Origin of the sequence: Streptomyces sp. NPDC015127, from assembly GCF_043080095.1 — a bacterium.
GTDB lineage: Bacteria > Actinomycetota > Actinomycetes > Streptomycetales > Streptomycetaceae > Streptomyces.
Genome location: NZ_JBIBVE010000029.1, coordinates 1 through 21064, shown reverse-complemented (window position 1 = coordinate 21064; position 21064 = coordinate 1). Strand labels below are relative to the sequence as shown.

General features: G+C 72.6%; 18 protein-coding genes and 1 rRNA gene. 4 read left to right on the top strand and 15 right to left on the bottom strand.

The genetic code is table 11. From position 1 onward, the window contains the following. Positions 1 to 70 precede the first annotated feature (70 nt). A complete protein-coding gene (locus ACF08N_RS34620; protein ID WP_392328705.1) occupies positions 71 to 697 on the bottom strand; it encodes an NUDIX domain-containing protein in 627 nt (208 codons plus the stop codon). Between the two features lie 87 nt (positions 698 to 784). Continuing rightward, the gene (locus tag ACF08N_RS34615; protein WP_392328704.1) at positions 785 to 2473 is read right to left on the bottom strand and encodes a CTP synthase; all 1689 of its coding nucleotides are present in this window, start codon (positions 2471 to 2473) and stop codon (positions 785 to 787) included. Between the two features lie 481 nt (positions 2474 to 2954). On the opposite strand from ACF08N_RS34615, the gene ACF08N_RS34610 reads away from it, so the two are divergent. Both ACF08N_RS34610 and ACF08N_RS34605 read left to right on the top strand, forming a co-directional pair. Continuing rightward, a complete protein-coding gene (locus ACF08N_RS34610; RefSeq protein WP_392328736.1) occupies positions 2955 to 4757 on the top strand; it encodes a glycoside hydrolase family 15 protein in 1803 nt (600 codons plus the stop codon). A gap of 44 nt (positions 4758 to 4801) precedes the next feature. Further along, entirely contained in the window at positions 4802 to 6421 is a 1620-nt protein-coding gene (locus ACF08N_RS34605; protein WP_392328703.1) for a PucR family transcriptional regulator, read from the top strand. A 368-nt stretch (positions 6422 to 6789) separates the two neighbouring features. Here the strand turns inward: ACF08N_RS34605 and ACF08N_RS34600 are convergent, their stop codons facing one another. The 6 genes from ACF08N_RS34600 to ACF08N_RS34575 form a co-directional block, all read right to left on the bottom strand. After that, complete coding sequence (locus tag ACF08N_RS34600; protein WP_392328702.1) at positions 6790 to 7866, bottom strand: glycosyltransferase family 4 protein; 1077 nt, start codon at positions 7864 to 7866, stop codon at positions 6790 to 6792. A gap of 88 nt (positions 7867 to 7954) precedes the next feature. After that, positions 7955 to 8758 (bottom strand): hypothetical protein, encoded by an 804-nt coding sequence (locus ACF08N_RS34595; protein WP_392328701.1) that lies wholly within the window; start codon positions 8756 to 8758, stop codon positions 7955 to 7957. 36 nt (positions 8759 to 8794) lie between these two features. Continuing rightward, positions 8795 to 10531 carry a DNA repair protein RecN gene (gene recN, locus ACF08N_RS34590; RefSeq protein ID WP_392328700.1) on the bottom strand — a complete coding sequence of 579 codons (1737 nt, stop codon included), beginning with the start codon at positions 10529 to 10531 and terminating at the stop codon, positions 8795 to 8797. A 78-nt stretch (positions 10532 to 10609) separates the two neighbouring features. Then, positions 10610 to 11542: an NAD kinase gene (locus tag ACF08N_RS34585; RefSeq protein WP_392328699.1), complete on the bottom strand. Its 933-nt coding sequence runs from the start codon at positions 11540 to 11542 to the stop codon at positions 10610 to 10612. Beyond that, entirely contained in the window at positions 11539 to 12354 is an 816-nt protein-coding gene (locus ACF08N_RS34580; RefSeq protein ID WP_392328698.1) for a TlyA family RNA methyltransferase, read from the bottom strand. Before ACF08N_RS34580 ends, ACF08N_RS34585 begins: the two co-directional genes overlap by 4 nt. Before the next feature lie 7 nt (positions 12355 to 12361). Further along, a complete protein-coding gene (locus ACF08N_RS34575) occupies positions 12362 to 12628 on the bottom strand; it encodes a hypothetical protein (protein WP_392328697.1) in 267 nt (88 codons plus the stop codon). 43 nt (positions 12629 to 12671) lie between these two features. Between ACF08N_RS34575 and ACF08N_RS34570 the strand changes: the two genes are divergently transcribed. After that, on the top strand, positions 12672 to 13019 hold the full coding sequence (locus ACF08N_RS34570; RefSeq protein WP_392328696.1) for an SCP2 sterol-binding domain-containing protein: 348 nt from the start codon (positions 12672 to 12674) through the stop codon (positions 13017 to 13019). A 64-nt stretch (positions 13020 to 13083) separates the two neighbouring features. Here the strand turns inward: ACF08N_RS34570 and ACF08N_RS34565 are convergent, their stop codons facing one another. The 4 genes from ACF08N_RS34565 to ACF08N_RS34550 all read right to left on the bottom strand — a co-directional run bounded on the left by ACF08N_RS34565 (position 13084) and on the right by ACF08N_RS34550 (position 17157). After that, positions 13084 to 13884 (bottom strand): ABC transporter ATP-binding protein, encoded by an 801-nt coding sequence (locus ACF08N_RS34565; protein ID WP_392328695.1) that lies wholly within the window; start codon positions 13882 to 13884, stop codon positions 13084 to 13086. Between the two features lie 59 nt (positions 13885 to 13943). Further along, positions 13944 to 14984 carry a FecCD family ABC transporter permease gene (locus ACF08N_RS34560; RefSeq protein ID WP_392328694.1) on the bottom strand — a complete coding sequence of 347 codons (1041 nt, stop codon included), beginning with the start codon at positions 14982 to 14984 and terminating at the stop codon, positions 13944 to 13946. After that, entirely contained in the window at positions 14981 to 16033 is a 1053-nt protein-coding gene (locus tag ACF08N_RS34555) for a FecCD family ABC transporter permease (protein ID WP_392328693.1), read from the bottom strand. The genes ACF08N_RS34560 and ACF08N_RS34555 overlap by 4 nt, the downstream gene beginning before the upstream one ends. A gap of 95 nt (positions 16034 to 16128) precedes the next feature. Beyond that, positions 16129 to 17157, bottom strand: a complete 1029-nt coding sequence (locus ACF08N_RS34550; RefSeq protein WP_392328692.1) for an HAD hydrolase-like protein — start codon at positions 17155 to 17157, stop codon at positions 16129 to 16131. Between the two features lie 72 nt (positions 17158 to 17229). On the opposite strand from ACF08N_RS34550, the gene ACF08N_RS34545 reads away from it, so the two are divergent. Further along, complete coding sequence (locus tag ACF08N_RS34545; RefSeq protein ID WP_392328691.1) at positions 17230 to 18519, top strand: DUF1015 family protein; 1290 nt, start codon at positions 17230 to 17232, stop codon at positions 18517 to 18519. A 70-nt stretch (positions 18520 to 18589) separates the two neighbouring features. Here the strand turns inward: ACF08N_RS34545 and ACF08N_RS34540 are convergent, their stop codons facing one another. From ACF08N_RS34540 to rrf, 3 genes are all read right to left on the bottom strand, one after another. Further along, positions 18590 to 19351, bottom strand: coding sequence for a hypothetical protein (locus ACF08N_RS34540; protein ID WP_392328690.1), 762 nt, complete (start codon positions 19349 to 19351; stop codon positions 18590 to 18592). Further along, the gene (locus tag ACF08N_RS34535) at positions 19273 to 20520 is read right to left on the bottom strand and encodes a hypothetical protein (protein ID WP_392328689.1); all 1248 of its coding nucleotides are present in this window, start codon (positions 20518 to 20520) and stop codon (positions 19273 to 19275) included. The genes ACF08N_RS34540 and ACF08N_RS34535 overlap by 79 nt, the downstream gene beginning before the upstream one ends. 220 nt (positions 20521 to 20740) lie before the next feature. Further along, a 5S ribosomal RNA gene (rrf, locus tag ACF08N_RS34530) occupies positions 20741 to 20857 on the bottom strand. Positions 20858 to 21064 lie beyond the last annotated feature (207 nt).

Below are 21064 nucleotides of genomic sequence, written 5' to 3'. Positions count from 1 at the left end.
TCAACGGATCTTCATACTGATGGGCTTGACTGTCTGTCAGCCAACCGTGACCGCGGAAAGGGAAGCCGCGTCACGCCTCGAACGGGCGGGCCGGCCACGGGGCCTCGGCCTCGCGCAGCGCGTCGAAGCCCTCGCCCGCGCGCGCCGCCACCGCCGACAGGACACCGACGACCAGGCAGGTGTTGTGCAGGTCCCCGGCGAGCACCCCGGAGACCAGCTCCTCCAGCGGCACCCGGGCCAGCTCCATGTCCGCCTCCTCCTCGGCGACCTCGAAGCGCTCGCCGTCCGCCGCCGACAGGTCGCGCGCCAGGAAGATCCGCACGGCCTCGTCGCAGCCGCCGGGAGTGGTGTAGACGTCGGTCAGCACCCGCCAGTCCTCGGCCTTGACGTGCGCCTCCTCGTACAGCTCCCGCTGCGCCGCGTGCAGCGGGTTCTCGCCGGGCACGTCCAGCAGGCCGGCCGGGATCTCCCACAGCTTGTGGCGTACGGGGTGCCGGTACTGGCGCAGCACCAGCACCCGCCCCTCCTCGTCGAGAGCGAGGACGGCGACCGATCCCGGGTGGACCTGGTAGTCCCGCTTGACGACCGAGCCGTCCGGCATGACCACGTCGTCGGTGCGGACGCTCGTCTTGTTGCCCCGGAACGGCGTCTCGGTCGCGGTGACCCGCCACTCCTCGGGCGTGTCCTTGATGGTCATCGAAAGCGTCCTTCCACCACGCACAAACGGAAACCGGGGCACGGACCCCGCAAGGTCCGTACCCCGGTCAACCGTAACGCCTGCGGTTCACTCGCCCGACGTGCGCGCGGCCTGCTGCTGCGCACCCCGCTGTCGTTCGACGGCTGCCTTCACCAGACCGGCGAACAGCGGGTGCGGACGGGTCGGGCGCGAGCGCAGCTCCGGGTGTGCCTGGGTGGCGACCAGGTAGGGGTGCACCTCGCGCGGGTACTCGACGTACTCGACGAGCTTGTTGTCGGGGGACGTGCCCGAGAAGAGGATGCCCGCCTTCTTCTCCAGCTCCGCGCGGTAGGCGTTGTTCACCTCGTAGCGGTGGCGGTGGCGCTCCTCGACGTACGGCTGGTCCGCGTAGACCTCGCGCACGATCGAGCCGTCGGCGAGCTTCGCCGGGTACAGGCCGAGCCGCATGGTGCCGCCCAGGTCGCCCGCGCCCTCCACGTACGCCAGCTGCTCCTCCATGGTGGAGATCACCGGGTGCGCGGTGGCGGCGTCGAACTCGGTGGAGTTGGCGTCCGGGATCTCGGCCAGGTTGCGCGCGGCCTCGATCACGATGCACTGCAGGCCCAGGCACAGGCCCAGCAGCGGGACCTTGTGCTCGCGGGCCCAGCGGATGGCGCCGACCTTGCCGTCGACACCCCGCTCGCCGAAGCCGCCGGGGATGACGATCGCGTCCACGTCGCCGAGCTGCTTCTGCGCGCCCGCCTGCGTCTTGCAGTCGTCGGAGGTGACCCACTTGACCTTGACGCGGGCCTTGTTCGCGAAGCCGCCGGCGCGCATCGCCTCGGTCACGGAAAGGTACGCGTCGGGCAGGTCGATGTACTTGCCGACCAGCGCGACGGTGACCTCGTGGTCGGGGTTGTGGACGCGGTCCAGCAGGTCGTCCCACGTGGTCCAGTCGACGTCGCGGAAGGGCAGGTCCAGCTTGCGCACGACGTACGCGTCCAGGCCCTCGGTGTGCAGCACCTTCGGGATGTCGTAGATCGACTTGGCGTCGATGGCGGCGACGACCGCGGCCTCGTCGACGTCGCACATCAGCGAGATCTTGCGCTTGATCGCGGTCGGCACGTCACGGTCGGCGCGCAGCACGATCGCGTCCGGCTGGATGCCGATGTTGCGCAGCGCGGCGACCGAGTGCTGCGTCGGCTTGGTCTTGAGCTCACCGGACGGGCCGATGTAGGGCAGCAGCGAGATGTGCACCACGAAGACGTTGTCCCGGCCGACCTCGTGGCGGACCTGGCGGACGGTCTCCAGGAACGGCAGCGACTCGATGTCGCCGACCGTGCCGCCGACCTCGGTGATCACCACGTCGACGTCGTCGGTGGCCATGCGGCGGATACGCGACTTGATCTCGTTGGTGATGTGCGGGATGACCTGCACGGTGTCACCGAGGTACTCGCCGCGCCGCTCCTTGGCGATGACCTGCGAGTACACCTGGCCGGTGGTGACGTTCGCCGAGCCGTCGAGGTCGACGTCGAGGAAGCGCTCGTAGTGGCCGATGTCCAGGTCGGTCTCGGCGCCGTCGTTGGTGACGAACACCTCACCGTGCTGGAACGGGTTCATGGTGCCCGGGTCGACGTTCAGGTACGGGTCGAGCTTCTGCATGGTGACCCGCAGGCCCCGCGCCTTGAGCAGCGCGCCCAGGCTGGAGGCCGTGAGGCCCTTGCCGAGGGAGGAGGCGACACCCCCGGTGACGAAGATGTGCTTGGTCGTCGCGGATGTCGTGGCTCGTGCCGGCATCGCCAAGAGGGGGCTCCCGTGGTCGCGTGGTGGGGTGCGTACCGGCGTCCGACCCGGATTCGGGGGTGCCGTCGCTGCGGTTTCGGGGCCATCTCGTATCGGGACGGCCACCGGTCCACGGGGTACCAGGGTATCAGCGACAGGGCACGGCCGCTTCCGGCCGTACGCGGCGACGCGCCCGATACCGGCGCGGACCGTTCACCGCACCTCACCTGCCGCTCGCCCGTTCGGCGCAGTCACGTTGTCCGGACACCTGCACGCATCACTTGCGTGCGTCGTATCCTGCACGGACACTCGCTGCCGAGCCGGGCCGGTCGACCCGTACCACCGAGCCCCGTCACCCGGAAAATCCGGCGCCCCCCACACCATGCGGGTGGCGACGGTGCCACTGTGGTGTGTGGGGTACCCGCGGCTCGCCAACGACCCCTGACCGCAGTAAGCGCCCCACGGGGCGGACGTGGCCGTTCGACTGGAGATGCACGTGGCCGGGCGCATCGAGGATTACGCACTCATCGGAGACATGCAGACCGCAGCACTGGTCTGCCGGGACGGAACAGTCGACTGGCTGTGCCTGCCCCGCTTCGACTCGCATGCCATCTTCGCCGGGATCCTCGGCACCGAGGAACACGGATTCTGGCGGCTCGGACCGGCGTACAGCGTGAACGACGCACCGCCGGCCGCCGACCGCCGCCGTTACCGCGGCGACTCGCTGATCCTCGAGTCCGAGTTCGACACGCCGCGCGGCACGGTCCGGGTGACCGATTTCATGCCGCCCCGTGACGGCGCGCCCCAGCTGATCCGGATCGTGGAGGGCGTCAGCGGCCGGGTGCCGATGCGCTCCGAGCTGCGCATGCGGTTCAGCTACGGGCGTGTGACGCCGTGGGTGCACAAGGTCGACACCCGTACGGTCGCCGTGGCCGGCCCGGACTCCGTCTGGCTGGACACCGAGGTCGACACGTACGGCAAGGACCTGACCACGTACTCCGACTTCACGGTCGCCCCCGGTGACCGGATCGCCTTCACGATCAGCTGGCAGCCCTCGCACAAGGAGCAGCCGGCGCTCCCGGACCCCGAGGGCGCGCTGACGACGACCGCCGACTTCTGGCGCGAATGGGTCGACCACTGCACGTACCACGGCCCCTACCGCGAGGCCGTCGTCCGCTCCCTGATCACGCTGAAGGCGCTGACGTACGCCCCGACCGGCGGGATCGTCGCCGCGCCGACGACCTCGCTCCCCGAGGACATCGGCGGCGTGCGGAACTGGGACTACCGCTACACCTGGCTGCGCGACGCGGCGATCACCCTGTCGTCGCTGCTGCGCACCGGCTACCGCGAGGAGGCCCGCGCCTGGCGCGAGTGGCTGCTGCGCGCGGTCGCCGGCGACCCCGAGAACCTGCAGATCATGTACGGCATCGCGGGCGAACGGGAGCTGGGCGAGGCCGAGTTGGACTGGCTGCCCGGCTACGAGAACTCCAGCCCGGTCCGGGTCGGCAACGGCGCCGCGCACCAGCTCCAGCTGGACGTCTACGGCGAGGTCACCGAGGCCCTGCACCTCGCGCACATGACCGGCCTGGCGCGCAACGACTACGCCTCGCTGCTCCAGCTCAAGCTGATCCAGTACCTGGAGAAGCACTGGGACCAGCCCGACGAGGGCATCTGGGAGGTCCGCGGCCCGCGCCGGCACTTCGTGCACTCCAAGGTGATGGCCTGGGTCGCCGTCGACCGCACCATCAAGCTCATCGAGTCCGGCGACGCCGACGGACCGCTGGACCGCTGGCGCGAACTGCGCGAGGAGATCCACCGGGACGTCTGCGAGAAGGGCTACGACAAGGAGCGCAACACGTTCACCCAGTCCTACGGCTCGCAGGAACTGGACGCGTCCCTGCTGCTGATCCCGCAGATGGGCTTCCTGCCGCCCGACGACAAGCGCGTCATCGGCACGATCGAGGCGATCCAGCGCGAGCTGTCGACGTCGGACGGCTTCATCCTGCGCTACCCGACCGAGGGCGCGGACGAGGGCGTGGACGGCCTGCCGGGCGACGAGGGCGCGTTCCTCGCGTGCTCGTTCTGGATGGCCGACGACCTGGCGATGATCGGCCGGGTCGACGAGGCGCGCAAGCTGTTCGAGAAGCTGCTGGACCTGCGCAACGACCTCGGGCTGCTCGCCGAGGAGTGGGACCCGCGGCTCCAGCGGCAGGTGGGCAACTTCCCGCAGGCGTTCAGTCACGTTCCGCTGATCGACACCGCCCTGCGGCTGACGGCTTCGGGAGCGTACGGAGGCTGATCCGTGTTGTCCCTGGTTGTGGCGTCCCTGTAGCGTCCGCAGCCATGGAAACGCAGGGCGGCATCACCGTGCAGCGGGCGCTGGAGCTGCCGGGACTCCGCAGTGGGCTGCCGGAGGTCCTGGCCGGTGCGGACCGGCTCGATCGCACGGTCCGCTGGGTGCACGCCGGTGAGGTGCCCAACATCGCCTCTCTCCTCAAGGGCGGCGAACTGCTGCTCACGACCGGTCTGGGCCTCGGCACCAGGCCGGCCGAGCAGCGCGCCTTCGTGCACCGGCTCGCCGAACGCGGGATCGCCGCGCTGGTCGTCGAACTGGGACCGCGGTTCACGCGCCTGCCCGCCACGATCGTCGAGACGGCCCGCGCGGCCGGGCTGCCGCTGGTGCAGCTGCACCGCGAGGTGCCGTTCGTGACGGTGACGGAGGAGATCCACACCGAGATCGTCAACCACCACTACGCGCTGCTGCGCCAGGCCGAAGAGGTGAACCGGCGCTGCACCGAGGCGCTGCTGGGCGGCGGCGGGGTCCCCCAGGTGCTCGGCATCCTCGCCTCCTTCACCGGCGACCCGGTCTTCCTGGAGACGCCCGACGGGCAGTTGCTGTACGCGGCGGACACCCCGGGCGGCGAGACGGCCGTCCCCGACCCGCTCCAGGTCTGGGAAGGGCTGCGCGGCGGCCGCACGGACGGGCCGCCGACGAACGCCGTCCTGGTCGACGTGCCGGGCGGCGCCCGCGGCACGGGCGCGGTGCGCGCCCGGCTGGTGCTGCTGGCGGTGTCGTCCCCGCTGCTGCCCGTGCACCGCATCGCCGCGGAACGCGCGGCGGCGTCGCTCGCCGTCGTCCTCATGCAGGCCCGCCAGGAGGAGGAACTCGCGGCCCGTGGCCGCGGCGACTTCCTGACCGACCTCGCCGAGGGGCGCATCGCCCCCGAGGACGCCCCGGCGCAGGCCCGCGTGCTGGGCTTCAAGCCGGGGTCGGGACCGCTGCTGCCGGTGGTGATGCGGCTCGCCGCCGAGCTGACGCCGACGGGGAACTGGGCCGTGCTCGCCCGGGCCGTGTCCGACGCGCTCGCCTCCCTCGGGGTGCCGGTCCTGCTCGGCGTACGCCCCGTGGAGGGCCGCGTCCCGCTCCTCGTCGGCCTCCGGGCGGAATCCGAACGGGTCCCGGTCGCGGGCCGGGTCGCCGACGCGCTGCGCACGGGCGTCGAACGAGCGGGGCTCGGCAAGGCGGCGCATCCGCCGGTCGTCGTGGTGGGCGTGGCGGGCGGCTGGGCCACGGCGGGCGCGGGGCTGCGGCACGCGGCGGAGACCGCGACGGCGGCGCGGGGTCTGAGCGACCGTCCCTGGTACGACGCCCGTCGCCTGGACATCGACCTGCTGCTGTGGCGCCTGCGGGAGCATCCGGACCTGGCGGCGTTCGTGGACCGCGCGATCGGCCCGCTGCGGGCGCACGACGCGGCGTCACGCCCGCCGCTGCTCCCGACGCTGGAGACGTACCTGGCGCACGCGGGCCGCAAGGCGGAGACGGCGCGCGAACTGCATCTCAACCGGCAGACGCTGTACAACAGGCTGGCGCGGATCGGTGAGCTGCTGGGCACGGACCTGGACGACCCGGAGACGGTCCTCTCCCTGAGCCTGGCCCTCCGCGCCCGCCGCCACGCGCCCTGACCGGGGCTGCCGCCCCGCCCCGGCCTACGCGATGCCGCTCGTCGGACCTGGCCCGGAGCCGCGCGCAACGCCCCCGTCGGGGCTCCGCCCCGAACCCCGCACCTCAAACGCCGGCGGGGCTGAGATTGCTCGACGCGCTGCCGGGCCTGGCCCAGATCCCTGATCGTGCCGGCCTAGTTGCCGCGCAGCGGCATTTCCAGGCCGTCCAGGGGCACTCCCCCTGGCCTCCCAGGAGGACCCACCCACGGCCGTCAGGCCGTAGGGGGCGGAGGGTGAGGGACACCGCGCGGAGCGCGGTACGGGGCCCGGGGCGGAGCCCCGGTTCGGGAAGGGGCGGGGTGGGGGAAGAGCCGGGCGCAGCGGAGACCTCACCCCCCGCCCGTCACCTCGTCGTACACACTCAGCGTCTGCGCGATCGTGTCGTCCTCCGACGGCCACATTCCCGCCTGCGCCCGCCCCGCCCGCGCCAGCTCCTCGCGGCGGGCCGGGTCCGACAGCAGGTGAGAGACCGCCGATGCCAGCGCTCCCGCGTCCCCGTACGGGACCAGCACCGCCGCGTCGCCCACCAGTTCGGGCATGCCGCCGACCGCCGTCGCGACCAGGGGGACGCCCAGCCGCAGTGCCTCCTGCGCCAGCACCGACCGCGCCTCCCAGCGGCTGGGCAGGACCGCGACGTCCGCGGCCGCGAGGACTTCGGCCACGTCGTCGCGCCGGCCGAGCAGCCGCACAGGCAGGTCCTCGTCCTCGATGCGCTGCTGGAGCGGGGCCCGCTGGGGACCCTCTCCCGCGATGAGGAGGAGCGGCGCCGGGTCCAGGGCCCGCCACCGGCGGGCGGCGTCCAACAGGACCCCGTAGCCGCGGTGTTCGTCGAGGCTGCCCACGGCGACCAGCAACGGCCGCTCGACGGCCCCCAGTTCGGCGCGCTTCTTGTCCGGCCGGCCGAGCGGCGCGCAGGCGCGGGGAGTCGCGAGCGGCGCGAGACGGGCGTCGCGGGCGCCGCGCTCGCGGGCCCGGTCGACGAGCTCGGAGCAGGTGGCGAACACAACGGCGGCCGTCCGCACGGCCCTTCGCTCGACGAGCCGCAGCACCCGGCCCCGCGCACCCTCACCGTGCCCCCGCGTGTGCCAGGTGACGACGAGCGGCACGCGCTGCCCGCTCAGCGCGAGGGAGACGCGTACGGCGGCGTGCAGCCCGTGCGCGTGCACCACGTCCGCGTCGGCGCACGCCGCCCGCAGCGCGCCGACGGAGAGCGGATCGCTCCGGCGCGGCACGGGCACGAAATGCGCGCCGACGCCCAAGTAGTCGTATTCATGGTCGAGTTCGGCGGGGGCGCACACCGTCACCCGCACGCCCCGCGCCACCAGCCCCGCGGCCAGCGACCTGACGTGCGCGCTGCTGCCCGCACTGCCGCCGCCCAGTACCTGGACCGTACGCAGCTGTGTCACCCGCCAAGGATGCCAGTCCGTACGGACGTTCCGGCACCGTCCTGATGTCGTGCCTGTGTCGGAACGGGGTCCTCCGTGCCGGGATCACTCACATAGGTGAACCGGCCGACATCCTGCTGACATCGGCTCCCCGTATCGTCGCCGCGACGAGGGCCGCCGCGTGCAGGGCGAGTCCGGCGCGGCCGTTGCCCGCCACGACGGCCGTGCCGAGTGCCGCGCCGAGCGCGTGTGCTCCGGTGTCGCCGAGCATGGTGCGCTCGCCGAGGTCGTCGGTGACGACGGCGGCCGCGGCGCCGACCGGCGCGGCGGCGAGCGCGCCGGCTGCTCCTCGGCGCAGCAGTCCGGGGGCGCCGAGCCCCATCACGGCGACGGCGGCCCGGCCCGGCCCCACGTCGACGAGGTTGACGACGTGCGCGGAGCCGGCGATCACCACCCCGGCGAGTAGCTTGTCGAGCGGCCGTTCCTTGAGCATCGCCCCGGCGACGAGCCCGGCCGCGCCGATCCCGAACAGTTTGACGGCCCCGCTGGTGACATCGCCGTGGCGCAGGGCGCCCAGGTGCGCCCGGAAGCCCCGCCGCGGGTCCCCGGCGCCGGCCATGTCGTCGTAGGCCCCGCACAGCGCGGCCGCGCCGACGGCGACCGCCGCCGCGCCCCGCGTACGGGCGGGCAGGGCGGGCAGGGCGGGCAGGGCGCCGAGCATCGACCCGACGGCGACTGCCGGTCCGGCGAACAGGTCGACGGTGCGTCCGGCGTAGTTGGTGCGCTCCCAGCGCGTGGAGCCCGCGCCCGCACGCCGCCGCCTCAATGCCGCGGCGACAGCCCGCGTGGCGCCGAGAGCGGTGACGAGGGCGACGGTCCTGGCGGGGATCCTGGTGTCCTGGCCTGCGCGCATGCGGCCCCTATGATCGACACCGACGCCGGAGCGCCATCAGGCGTCCGCTCGGGCCGCCGCCAGCAGCTCCTCCGCGTGCGCCCTCGCCGTCTGCGAGTCCTCCTGGCCGGCCAGCATCCGGGACAGCTCGCGCACCCGGTCCTCGCCCTCCAGGACAGTGACACCGGAGCGGGTCACCGAGCCGTCGTTGGTCTTCTCGACGAGCAGCTGCCGGTCCGCGAACGCCGCCACCTGCGGCAGGTGCGTGACCACGACCACCTGCGCCGACTTGGCCAGCTTCGCGAGCCGACGCCCGATCTCGACCGCCGCCTTGCCGCCGACGCCCGCGTCGACCTCGTCGAAGAGGTACGTCGGCACGGGGTCGGTGCCCGCGAAGACGACCTCGACGGCGAGCATCACCCGCGAGAGCTCACCACCGGACGCGCCCTTGGCGATGGGCCGCGGGGGCGCCCCCGGGTGCGGTGCGAGCAGCAGCTCGACCTCGTCCACCCCGTACGGCCCGTACGCCACCGGTCGGCCGCCGACCTCCACGCCCTCCGGATCGTCCGTCTGCCGGATGGCGAACGAGACCCGGGCGTGCGGCATGGCGAGCGAGGCGAGCTCCTCGGTGACGGCCTCGGCGAACCGGGCCGCGGCCTCCGTGCGGGCGTCCGTCAACGTCTGGGCCAGGTCTGACAGTTCACGACGCAGCGCGTCGCGCTCCGCCATCAGCTCGCCGATCCTGTCGTCGTCGCCGTCCAGCTCGGTGAGCCGGGCCGCACTCTGCTCGGCCCAGGCCAGCACGGCCGCGATGTCCTCGCCGTACTTGCGTGTCAGCTGCGTCAGGGCGGCCCGCCGCTCCTCGACCGCCGCCAGCCGCAGCGGGTCGGCGTCGAGATTGTCCGCGTAACCGGCGAGCTCGCCGGCCACGTCGCCGAGCAGGATGGAGATCTCCCCCATCCGGTCCGCGAGCGCTGCCAGCGCCGGGTCGTGGGCCCGTACGGCGTCCAGCGCGCGTCCCGCACCGGCGACCAGCGTGGTCGCGTCCACGGCCTCCGGGTCCTCCGGGTTGCCCGCGAGCGCGGCGTGCGCGACGGAGGCGGCGGAGGCGAGGGCCTCGGCGTGCCCGAGCCGCTCCGCCTCGGCCGCCAGCTCGACGTCCTCGCCGGGGCGCGGCTCCACGGCCGCGATCTCGTCGAGGCCGAAGCGGAGCAGATCCGCTTCCTGGGCGCGTTCGCGGGCCCGCGTGGTCAGCTCGTCCAGCTCGCCCGCGACGGCGCGCAGCCGGCGGTAGGCGGCCGCGTACTTGGCGTGCGGGCCGGTGACGGCGTCGCCCGCGTAGCGGTCGAGCGCCTCGCGCTGGCGGGCGGGGCGCAGCAGACCCTGCTGATCGGTCTGGCCGTGGACGGCGACGAGCTCGTCGGCGAGCTCGGACAGCATGCCGACGGGCACTGACCGCCCGCCCAGGTGGGCGCGCGAGCGCCCCTCCGCCGAAACGGTCCGGCTGATCAACAGCGTGCCCTCGTCGAGCTCGGCCCCGGCCTCCTCGGCGCGCAGCGCGGCGGGGGCGTCGGCGGACACTCTGATCCGCCCCTCCACCACCGCCGCCTTGGCGCCGATCCGCACCAGGGCGGGGTCGGCGCGCCCGCCGAGCAGCAGCCCGAGGCTGGTGACGACCATCGTCTTGCCCGCGCCCGTCTCGCCGGTCACCGCGGTGAACCCGGGCGACAGCTCGACGACCGCGTCGTCGATGACTCCGAGCGACCGTATCCGCATCTCCTCCAACACGGACATGACCTTACGAGGTCCGGGGGCCGCCGCGCGACGGACCCCGGCCACCCATTCACTCTCCCGGGCAACGGCGGAGCGCGCTCAGCGCGGTGCGCCTCGCCAACCCGACACCGGCAGGGCGAACTTGGCGACCAGCCGGTCCGTGAACGAGGCGTGGTGCAGCCGGGCCAGCCGTACCGGAACGGCCCCCCGCCTGACCACGACACGGGCGCCCGAGGGCAGCTCCACTGTCCGGCGCCCGTCGCACCACAGCACCCCGTGCGGGGTGTGCGGCTGGACCTCGACGGCGAGCGTCGAGTCCGGCGAGGTCACCAGCGGCTTCGCGAACAGGGCGTGCGCGCTGATCGGCACCATCAGCAGGGCCTCGACCTCGGGCCACACCACGGGTCCGCCGGCCGAGAAGGCGTACGCGGTCGAGCCCGTCGGGGTCGCGCAGACGATGCCGTCGCAGCCGAAGCCGGTCACCGGACGGCCGTCGATCTCCAGGACGACCTCGAGCATGCGCTCGGCCGAGACCTTCTGGACGGCGGCCTCGTTCAGCGCCCAGTCCCGGTGCACGATGTCGCCGTTGCTGTGCACGACGACGTCGAGGGTCATGCGCTCCTCGACCTCGTAGGCGCGGGTGACGACGCGGTCGACCACCTTGTCGAGGTCGTCGCGCTCGGCCTCGGCGAGGAAGCCGACGCGCCCCAGGTTGACGCCGAGCATCGGCACGCCCGAGGCGCGGGCGAACTCGGCGCCGCGCAGCAGCGTCCCGTCGCCGCCGAGGACGATCAGCAGCTCACAGCCGTCGAGTACCTCGGGCGTCGCGTCGGGCACGGTCTCGACGGACGCGGGCAGTGGCAGATCCGCGGCCTCGGCCTCCAGGACCCGGACGTCGATGCCGTTGCGCAGCAGACCCTGCACGACGAGTTCGGCGCTGCGGATGGCCGCGGGCCGGCCGGTGTGAGCGAGCAGGAAGACGGTACGTACCCGGGTTCTGGCTGCTGTCGTGGTCGCTGCTGTCGTGGTCAACGAGGTCCCTCCGCCACTGCACGGTCGACGTCCGCCGGATCGAGCTCGGGCGCCCCGGCCCGGAGCCACAGAAAGTATTCGACGTTCCCGGACGGGCCGGGCAGCGGGCTGGCGGTGACCCCCCGTACGCCGAGACCGAGCTCCCCCGCCCGCTCGGCAACAGAACGTACGGCCTCGGCGCGCAGTTCCGGGCTGCGCACCACACCGCCGCTGCCGAGGCGTTCCCTGCCCACCTCGAACTGGGGCTTGACCATGAGGACCAGGTCCGCGTCGGGCGCGGTGCAGCGCACCATGGCCGGCAGCACGAGGCCGAGCGGAATGAAGGACAGATCGCCCACCACCAGGTCCACCGGCACTCCGTCGATCGTCTCCAACGTCATTTCCCGCACGTTGGTACGGTCCTTGACGGTGACGCGTTCATCGCTCTGCAGGGACCAGGCGAGCTGCCCGTAGCCGACGTCCACGGCGACGACGTGCGCGGCGCCCGCGCGCAGCAGGACGTCGGTGAAGCCGCCGGTCGACGCGCCCGCGTCCAGTGCGCGCCGCCCCTCGACCTTCAGGCCGAGCGGTACGAAGGCGGCCAGCGCGCCGGCGAGCTTGTGCCCGCCTCGGGAGACGTAGTCCGGGTCGCTGTCGTCGGCGGTGACGACGATCGCCGCGCTCGTCTCGACCTGGGTGGCGGACTTGGTCGCGGTGTTGCCGCCGACGCTGACCCGCCCGGCGGCGATCAGCTGGCCGGCGTGCTCGCGGGAGCGCGCGAGCTTGCGGCGTACCAGTTCGGCGTCGAGACGGCGGCGGGCGACTCCTGCCACGGTGGGTTCAGCTCCTGTGGTTGTGCGACGGGTCATGGGGGCGCGCGTCGAGCGCGGTCAGCGCGTCCCGCAGTCCCCGGTGTACATCCTCGTACACCTCCAGGTGTCCGTCGGCAGCGAGGTGGTCGGCATCGGCCAGCCTCTCCAGCAGGGCGTCCACCTCGGCGTTGCCGGTGGGCATACGGGGCACGCCGAGCGGTGCGGGCGCGGCCGGGTCGGGTGCCTGCTCCGGCTCCTGTACGGGCCGGTCGGGGCCGGGCATGGAGTCGCTCATGCCCATGACGCTACCGCGAAGCCCTGCGGTACCGTCGATCACGATGGCCACGACGCAGGAGTGCCTCGGCGCACTCGAGAGACTTTCGGACAACCTGGCGAGTGCGGACGGCGACGTACGCAGCGCGGCGGCGCTGGACCGCTCCCTCAGCTGCCACATCACGGACCTGGGCACCACCTTTGTCGGCCGCCTCCAGGGCGGCCGGATCGAGGTGATGGAGACGCTGCCGGGCCCGCCGCGGGACAAGGCGCAGATCCGCCTCGCGATGACGGGCGACGATCTGGTGGCGATGGTCGACGGCGAGCTGAGGTTCGCGAAGGCGTGGGCGTCGGGGCGGGTCAGGCTGGAAGCCGGCTTCCGCGATCTCCTCCGCCTGCGCTCGTTGCTGTAGCCCCACCGTGTGGCCGCCGCCAGGCCACCGTGCGGCGGCCCGCCCGCCCCACACCCGCCTCACGTCATCCCACCGTCGCCGCGCGCCTCCGTGCGACCGGCACCACCAGCGGCGTCCCCGACTCCGGATCCTCGATCACCTGGCTCTTCACCTGGAAGACCTCCTCCACCAGCTCCGCCGTGACCACCTCCGTCGGCGCGCCCTCCGCGACCACCTTCCCGTCCCGCAGGGCGATCAGGTGCGTGGCGTAGCGGGCCGCCTGGTTCAGGTCGTGGAGCACGGCGACCAGCGTGCGGCCCTGCGACTCGTGCAGCTCCGCGCACAGGTCCAGCACCTCCAGTTGGTGCTGGATGTCCAGGAACGTCGTCGGCTCGTCGAGCAGCAGCAGCGGTGTCTGCTGCGCCAGTGCCATCGCAATCCACACCCGCTGCCGCTGACCGCCCGACAGCTCGTCGACGTACCAATCGCCCAGCTCCCCGACCCCCGTCGCCGCCATCGACTCCTGGACGATCCGCTCGTCCGTCGCCGACCACTGCCGCAGCAGACCCTGGTGCGGGTAGCGCCCGCGGCCGACGAGGTCGGCGACCGTGATGCCGTCGGGCGCGATCGACGACTGCGGCAGCAGTCCGAGCGTCTTGGCGACCTTCTTGGCGGGCATCGAGTGAATGGCCTGCCCGTCGAGCAGCACCCGGCCCTGGGAGGGCCTGAGCATCCGGGACAGGGCACGCAGCAGGGTGGACTTGCCGCAGGCGTTCGGGCCGACGATCACCGTGAAGGAACGGTCGGGGATCTCGACCGAGAGGTTCTCGGCGATGACCCGCTGGTCGTAGGCGAGGGTGACCGATTCCGCGGTGAGTCGCTGCATGGTGGTCGTACTCCCGGCGTTCTGAGGGGACTTCTGAGAGAGTGCGGCGGAGGGAAGGCTCATATCCGTCCGGCCCTGCGTTCGGTGACGAGCAGCCACAGCAGGTAGCAGCCGCCGAGGACACCGGTCACCACGCCCACGGGCAACTGGCGGTCGGCGAAGGCGTTCGTGGCCACCCAGTCCGCGACGAGCAGCAGGGCCGCGCCCATCACGGCCGCCGCGGCGAGGTTCGGGCCGGGCGAGCGGGTCAGGCGGCGGGCGAGCTGGGGAGCGCTGAGGGCCACGAAGGAGATCGGCCCCGCCGCCGCGGTCGCCACGGCGATGAACAGCACACCGGCGCCCATCAGCACGATCCGGGTGCGTTCGACGGGCACACCCAGCGCGTACGCCGCGTCGTCGCCCATCTCCAGCATCCGCAGCGGCCGTCCGTACGCGAGCACCAACGGCATCAGAACGGCGCACATGATCATCAGCGGCCGGACCTGGGCCCAGTCGCGCCCGTCGAGGGAGCCGGTCATCCAGAGTGTGGCGCGGGTGGCGTCGACCAGGTTCGCCTTGGTGATCAGGTAGTGGATGACCGCGGTGAGCACGGCCGCGACGCCGATGCCGACGAGGACGAGCCGGAAACCCTGCACGCCGCGCTTCCGGGCCAGCAGGTAGACGAGGACACCGGTGAGCAGCCCGCCGGCGACCGCGCCGCCGGACACGGCGAGCGAGCCGCCGCCGAAGAGCACGATGACGGTGAGCGCGCCGACGGTCGCCCCCTGGCCGAAACCGATCACATCGGGGCTGCCGAGCGGGTTACGGGACAGCGACTGGAAGATCGCGCCGCTGAGGGCGAGGAACGCCCCGACGAGGACGGCGACGAGCACGCGCGGCAGCCGCAGCTCCTGGACGATGAACTCCTGGGCGGCGGTGCCGTTTCCGAGCAGCGAGTCGACGACGTCGCCGAACGACATGGGGAAGTCACCGCTGCCGATGAGGACGACGGCCGATGCCGCGGCCGCCGCGGCGAGCGCCAGGACGACGACCGCTGCCCGCGGGTCGATCCGGACGGAGAGACCTCCGGGGGTGCGTATCGCTTTCACCGGGCTGTTCACAGCTGGGCCATCCTCTTGCGGCGTACGAGGTGGATGAAGACGGGCCCGCCGATCAACGCGGTGAGGATGCCGACCTGCAGTTCGGAGGGCCGCGTGACGATCCGGCCGACGACGTCCGCGCCGAGCAGCAGGACGGGCGCGAGGACCGCGGCGTAGGGCAGGATCCAGCGCATGTCGGGGCCGGTGAGGGCACGCACGACGTGCGGGATCATCAGCCCGACGAAGACGATCGGCCCGCACGCGGCCGTCGCGGCCCCGCACAGCAGGGTGACCGCGAGCATCGCGAGGACGCGGGTGCGGTTCAGATGGGCGCCCAGGGACCGGGCGGTGTCGTCGCCCATCTCCATGGCGTTCAGCGGGCGGGCGATCAGCAGCGCCAGGAGCGTGCCCGCGGCGACGAACGGCACGACCTTCGTGACGGTGCCCATCTCGGCCGACGCCAGCGAGCCGACGGTCCAGAACCGCAGCCGGTCCAGCGCCGCCGAGTCGAGCAGCTGCACGGCGTTGATGTAGCCGTACAGCGCGGCCGTCGCGGCGGTGCCGGCGAGCGCGAGCCGTACGGGGGTGGCGCTGCGGCTGCCGCCGAGGATGTACACGGCGGCGGAGACGACCGCGGCCCCGGCGAACGCGAACCAGACGTAGCCGGTGAGCGAGGTGACACCGAGGAAGCTGATGGCCGACACGACCGCGGCGGCCGCTCCCGCGTTGACGCCCAACAGGCCCGGCTCCGCGAGCGGGTTGCGCGTCAGGGCCTGCATGACCGCACCGGACAGGCCGAGCGCGGCCCCGACGACCAGGCCGAGCAGCGTCCGCGGTACGCGGACGTCCCGAACAATGACGTCGTTCCCCGTCCCGGTGTTGTGGAACAGACCGTTCCACACGTCGGCGACCGGGATCGACTTGGCGCCCACGGCGATGCTCGCGACGCAGACCAGCAGCAGGATGACGACCGACACCAGCAGTCCGACGGCACGCAGGGCGTGACGCCTGGGGCTCTCGGGTGCGGGGGCCGGCTCCGCGCTCTGTTTCGGGGGGCTTTCGACCAACACGAGGTTAGGTTAGCCTACCCTCTCATCGCCGCCTCGGGTCGGCCCGCGCCGGGGCACCGGCCCGGCTGCTGCAACTCCAGCCGCACTACACCCGACTACAGCGCCAGCCGGGCCAGTACCTTCGCGGCGTCCAGCGTGCACGCGCCCTCGCCCGCGTACGTCCACGCCGCCCCGCACAGCGCCCGCAGCCCGTCCAGCGGCGTCCCCTCGCCGTCCAGCACGAACTCGTCACCGCGCACCGCCGCGCTCCAGCCGCCGCAGCGGAACTCCCCGTCGACCTCGGCCACTTCGGGCTGCGGCGCCAGCATCCCGCGCAGATCGGCGTCCACGTACGTCGGCCGGTGCTGCGGAACCGCCGCCAGCAACTGCGCCGCGTCCGTCACCCCCGTCAGCACGAGCAGCGAGTCCACGCCCCCGTTGAAGGCGCCCTCGATGTCCGTGTCCAGACGGTCCCCGACCACCAGCGGCCGTTCTGCACCCGTCCGCAGAATCGTCTCCCGGTGCATCGGCGGCAGCGGCTTGCCCGCGATCTGCGGCTCGGCGCCGGTCGCGATCCGCACGACCTCCACCGCCGCACCGTTGCCGGGCGCGATGCCGCGGGCGCTGGGAATCGTCAGGTCGGTGTTGGACGCGAACCACGGCACGCCCCGAGCGATCGCATAACACGCCTCCGCGAAACGCCCCCACGGCAGCTCCGGCCCGCCGTACCCCTGCACCACGGCGACCGGACCGTCCTCCGCCGACTCCACCGGCTCGAGCCCGCGCTCGCGGAGCGCCACCCGCAGCCCCTCCCCGCCGACGACCAGCACCGGCGAACCGGACGGGACCTGCTCCGCGATCAGCCGCGCCACGGCCTGCGCGGAGGTGATCACGTCCCCGGCCGCGGTCGGGATGCCCAGCTCCGTGAGGTGCGCGGCCACGGCGTCCGGAGTGCGCAGCGCGTTGTTCGTCACGTACGCGAGATGCATTCCGCCGGCGCCGGCCGTCGTCAGCGACTCCACGGCGTGCACGATCGCCGCCCCGCCCGCATACACCACCCCGTCCAGGTCGAGCAGGGCCGTGTCGTACGCCTCGCTCAGCGCGATCGCGCTCCCGCCCGGCCGCCTCGTGCCCTGCTGACTCATCCGTATCCGCTCCTCGCTCGGGTCCACTCCCCCGATCATCGCTCATGGCCACCGCCCACATACGATGCCCAGATGAACAACGAAGGTCCTGCGGCCGGTGACGGTCTGCACCTGATCCCGTTCCGCGGACTGCGCTACGTCCCCGAGCGGGTGGGCAGCCTCGCCGCCGTGACCTCGCCGCCGTACGACGTGGTCGTCAGGCCCGACGGACTGCACCATCTCGAATCGGCGGATCCGTACAACATCGTGCGCCTGATCCTCCCGCAGGCCGCCTCCCCCGAGGATCGTTCCCGCCAGGCCGCCGAGACCCTGTCCCGCTGGCTGTCCGAGGGTGTGATGGCCGCCGACCCCGAGCCCGCCCTGTATGTGTACGAGCAGCGCAAGGGCGACCTGCTCCAGCGCGGCGTCATCGGGGCGCTGGCCCTGTCCGAACCGTCCGACGGCGTCGTGCTGCCGCACGAGGACGTGATGCCGGAGATCGTCGCCGACCGCGCCGCCCTGATGCGCAGCACCGCGGCCAACCTGGAACCGCTGCTCCTCGCCTACCGCAGCGGCGGCGAGCTCTCCGGGACCAGTGCCGTCATCGAGCGCACCATCCTGCGCCCGCCGGTGCTCGCCACGACGACCGAGGACGGCTTCAGCCACCGCCTGTGGGCGGTCACGGATCCCGGCGAACTGACCGAGATCCGCCGCGACCTGAGCCACCATCAGGCCCTCATCGCGGACGGACATCACCGCTGGGCGACCTACCTGCGGCTGCGTACCGAGCACATGGCGTCGCCCGGCCCCTGGGACTACGGCCTGGTCCTGCTCATCGACACCGCCCGCTATCCGCTGCAGGTGCGCGCGATCCACCGGCTGCTGCGCCGGCTGCCGGTAGCCGACGCCCTGTCCGCGCTCGACGGATCGTTCCGCCTCCGCACCCTCGACGACTCCCTGTCCCTGGAGCGGGCACTCGACGCCCTGGCCGAGGCGGCCGCGGAGGGCAACGCCTTCCTGCTCGCCGGTGACGGACGCTTCCACCTCGCGGACCGCCCCGCCCCGGAGCTGCTCGCCGGCACGGTCCCCGGCGGACACCCGGAGGCATGGCGCACGCTGGACGCGACCGTGCTGCACGCGACGATGCTCGACCACCTCTGGCGGATCCCGGACACCCCGGAGCACATCACCTACATCCACGACAGCCTGGCGGCGGTCACCCAGGCCGAACGGGACGGCGGTACCGCCGTATTGATGCACCCGGTACGCGAGGAGACCGTCCGGGACCTGGCGCGCGAAGGTGTCACGATGCCGCGCAAGTCGACGTCGTTCGGTCCTAAGCCGGCGACGGGCCTGGTGCTGCGGAGCCTGGCGCTCGACTGAGGTCGTACATGCGTGAGGGCGGTACCCCGGTGACCGGGGTACCGCCCTCACGCGTCCGTACCGCTACCGCCTACTCGGCGGACTTGTCCTCGTCCTCGGCCTGCGCGGCGGTGTCGCCCGGCTCCGCGGTCCGCTCGGACGAGGCGGCCCCACGCTCGTTCTCGTCGTGGTCCTCGTCCTCATGGCCCTCGCCGAGGTCGTCCATGACGTCGACGAATTCGACGCCGTCGATCTCGGCGAGCCGGTCGGAGGCGTCGGTGGCGCCGTCCTTGTCGGCCTCCAGCGCCTTGGCGAACCACTCGCGCGCCTCGCCCTCGCGTCCGGCGGCCAGCAGCGCGTCGGCGTACGCGTACCGCAGCCGCGCGGTCCAGGGCTGCACGGAGCTCGAGGCCAGCTCAGGGCTCTGCAGGGTCACGATGGCGGCGTCCAGCTGCCCCATGTCCCTGCGGGCCCCGGCGGCGACGAGCCGCATCTCGACCTGGCCGGCCTTGTCCAGCTTCTGCACCTCGGGCTCACCGGCCATCGCCAGCGCCCGCTCGGGACGGCCCAGACCGCGCTCGCAGTCGGCCATGACGGGCCACAGCTCCACGGTGCCGGTCATCCGCCGCGCCGCCCGGAACTCGGCCAGCGCCTCGGAGTACTTCTGCGTCGCGTACGCGGCGAAGCCGGCGGCCTCGCGCACGGCGGCCACACGGGAGGCGAGCCGCAGCGCCACGCGGGCGTAGGCGTAGGCCCGCTCGGGGTCCTCGTCGATCAGGTTCGCGACCATGACGAGGTTCTTGGCGACGTCCTCGGCCAGCCCCTTCGGGAGGCTCTGGAGCTCCTGACGCACGTCCTTGTCGATCTCGTCGCCCGTGACGTCCTCGGGGATCGGCAGCCGCTTGATGGGCTCGCGGTCCGGACGGTCCCGGTCGTCACGCCGCCCGTAGCCACCACGGTCGTCGCGGCCGCGGTAACCGCCACGGTCGTCGCGTCGGTCATCCCGCCGGTCGTCACGCCGGGGACCGCGGAAGCCGCCGCCCTGGCGGTCGCGGTCACGGTCGTCGCGGCGGAAACCACCACCGGAGGGACGTCCGCCACGGTCGTCGCGGGGACCGCGGAACCCACCACGCTCGTCATCGCGACGAGGCCCACGGTCGCGGTCGCGGTCGTCGCGACGGAAACCACCGGTCGGACGGTCGTCACGACGGAAGCCACCACCGGTGGGACGTCCGCCACGGTCGTCACGGGGCCGGTCGTCACGACGGAACCCACCACGGTCGTCACGCCGGTCGTCACGACGGTCATCGCGGCGGAAACCGCCACCACGCTCGTCGTCGCGACGGAAGCCACCGCCGGGGCGGTCGTCACGACGGCCGTAGCCACCGCCACCACCGGAGGGACGGCCACCACGGTCGTCACGGGGACCGCGGAACCCACCACGCTCGTCATCGCGACGAGGCCCACGGTCACGGTCACGGTCGTCGCGACGGAAACCACCGGTCGGACGGTCGTCACGACGGAAGCCACCACCGGTGGGACGGCCACCACGGTCGTCACGGGGCCGGTCGTCACGACGGAACCCACCACGGTCATCACGCCGGTCATCGCGGCGGTCATCCCGCCGGTCGTCACGACGGTCATCGCGGCGGAAACCGCCACCACGCTCGTCGTCACGGCGGAAGCCACCGCCGGGGCGGTCGTCACGACGGCCGTAGCCACCGCCACCACCGGAGGGACGGCCACCACGGTCGTCACGGGGACCGCGGAACCCACCACGCTCGTCATCGCGACGAGGCCCACGGTCACGGTCGCGTTCGCGGTCGCGGTCGTCGCGACGGAAACCACCGGTCGGACGGTCGTCACGACGGAAACCACCCGTCGGGCGGTCGTCACGACGGAAACCGCCACCGGCGGGGCGGCCACCACGGTCGTCACGGGATCGGTCGTCACGAGAGCCGCGGTATCCGCCGCGCTCACCACGGTCGTTGTCCCGACGAGGCCCACGGTCCCGGTCGTCACGACCGCCGCGGAAACCTCCCCTGTCACCACCGTCCCTGCGACGCGGCTCGCGCTCCGGACGATCGTCGGGAGAGTTGGTGGACATCGGCGTGACTCCTGTCTTCGGGTACCACAGTCATTCTCGCGCAGCCGGCCATCGGCCGCGCTTCGGCATATCGGCAAAACAAAAAGGACCCTTGGTCCCAGCGTGAACGCTGGGACCAAGGGTCCTTCAAAGATTGTTCGGCGGTGACCTACTCTCCCACAGGGTCCCCCCTGCAGTACCATCGGCGCTGAAAGGCTTAGCTTCCGGGTTCGGAATGTAACCGGGCGTTTCCCTAACGCTATGACCACCGAAACTCTATCGGGCCACCCCGCAAGCGGGGTATCGGCACTTAGCGAACAAGCACACTCTTCAATTGATAAGTGAAACTGGTTCAACCGGTGCGACTGTTCGCAACCCGGGAACCACACAGTGGACGCGAGCAACTGAGGACAAGCCCTCGGCCTATTAGTACCGGTCAACTCCACCAGTTACCTGGCTTCCATATCCGGCCTATCAACC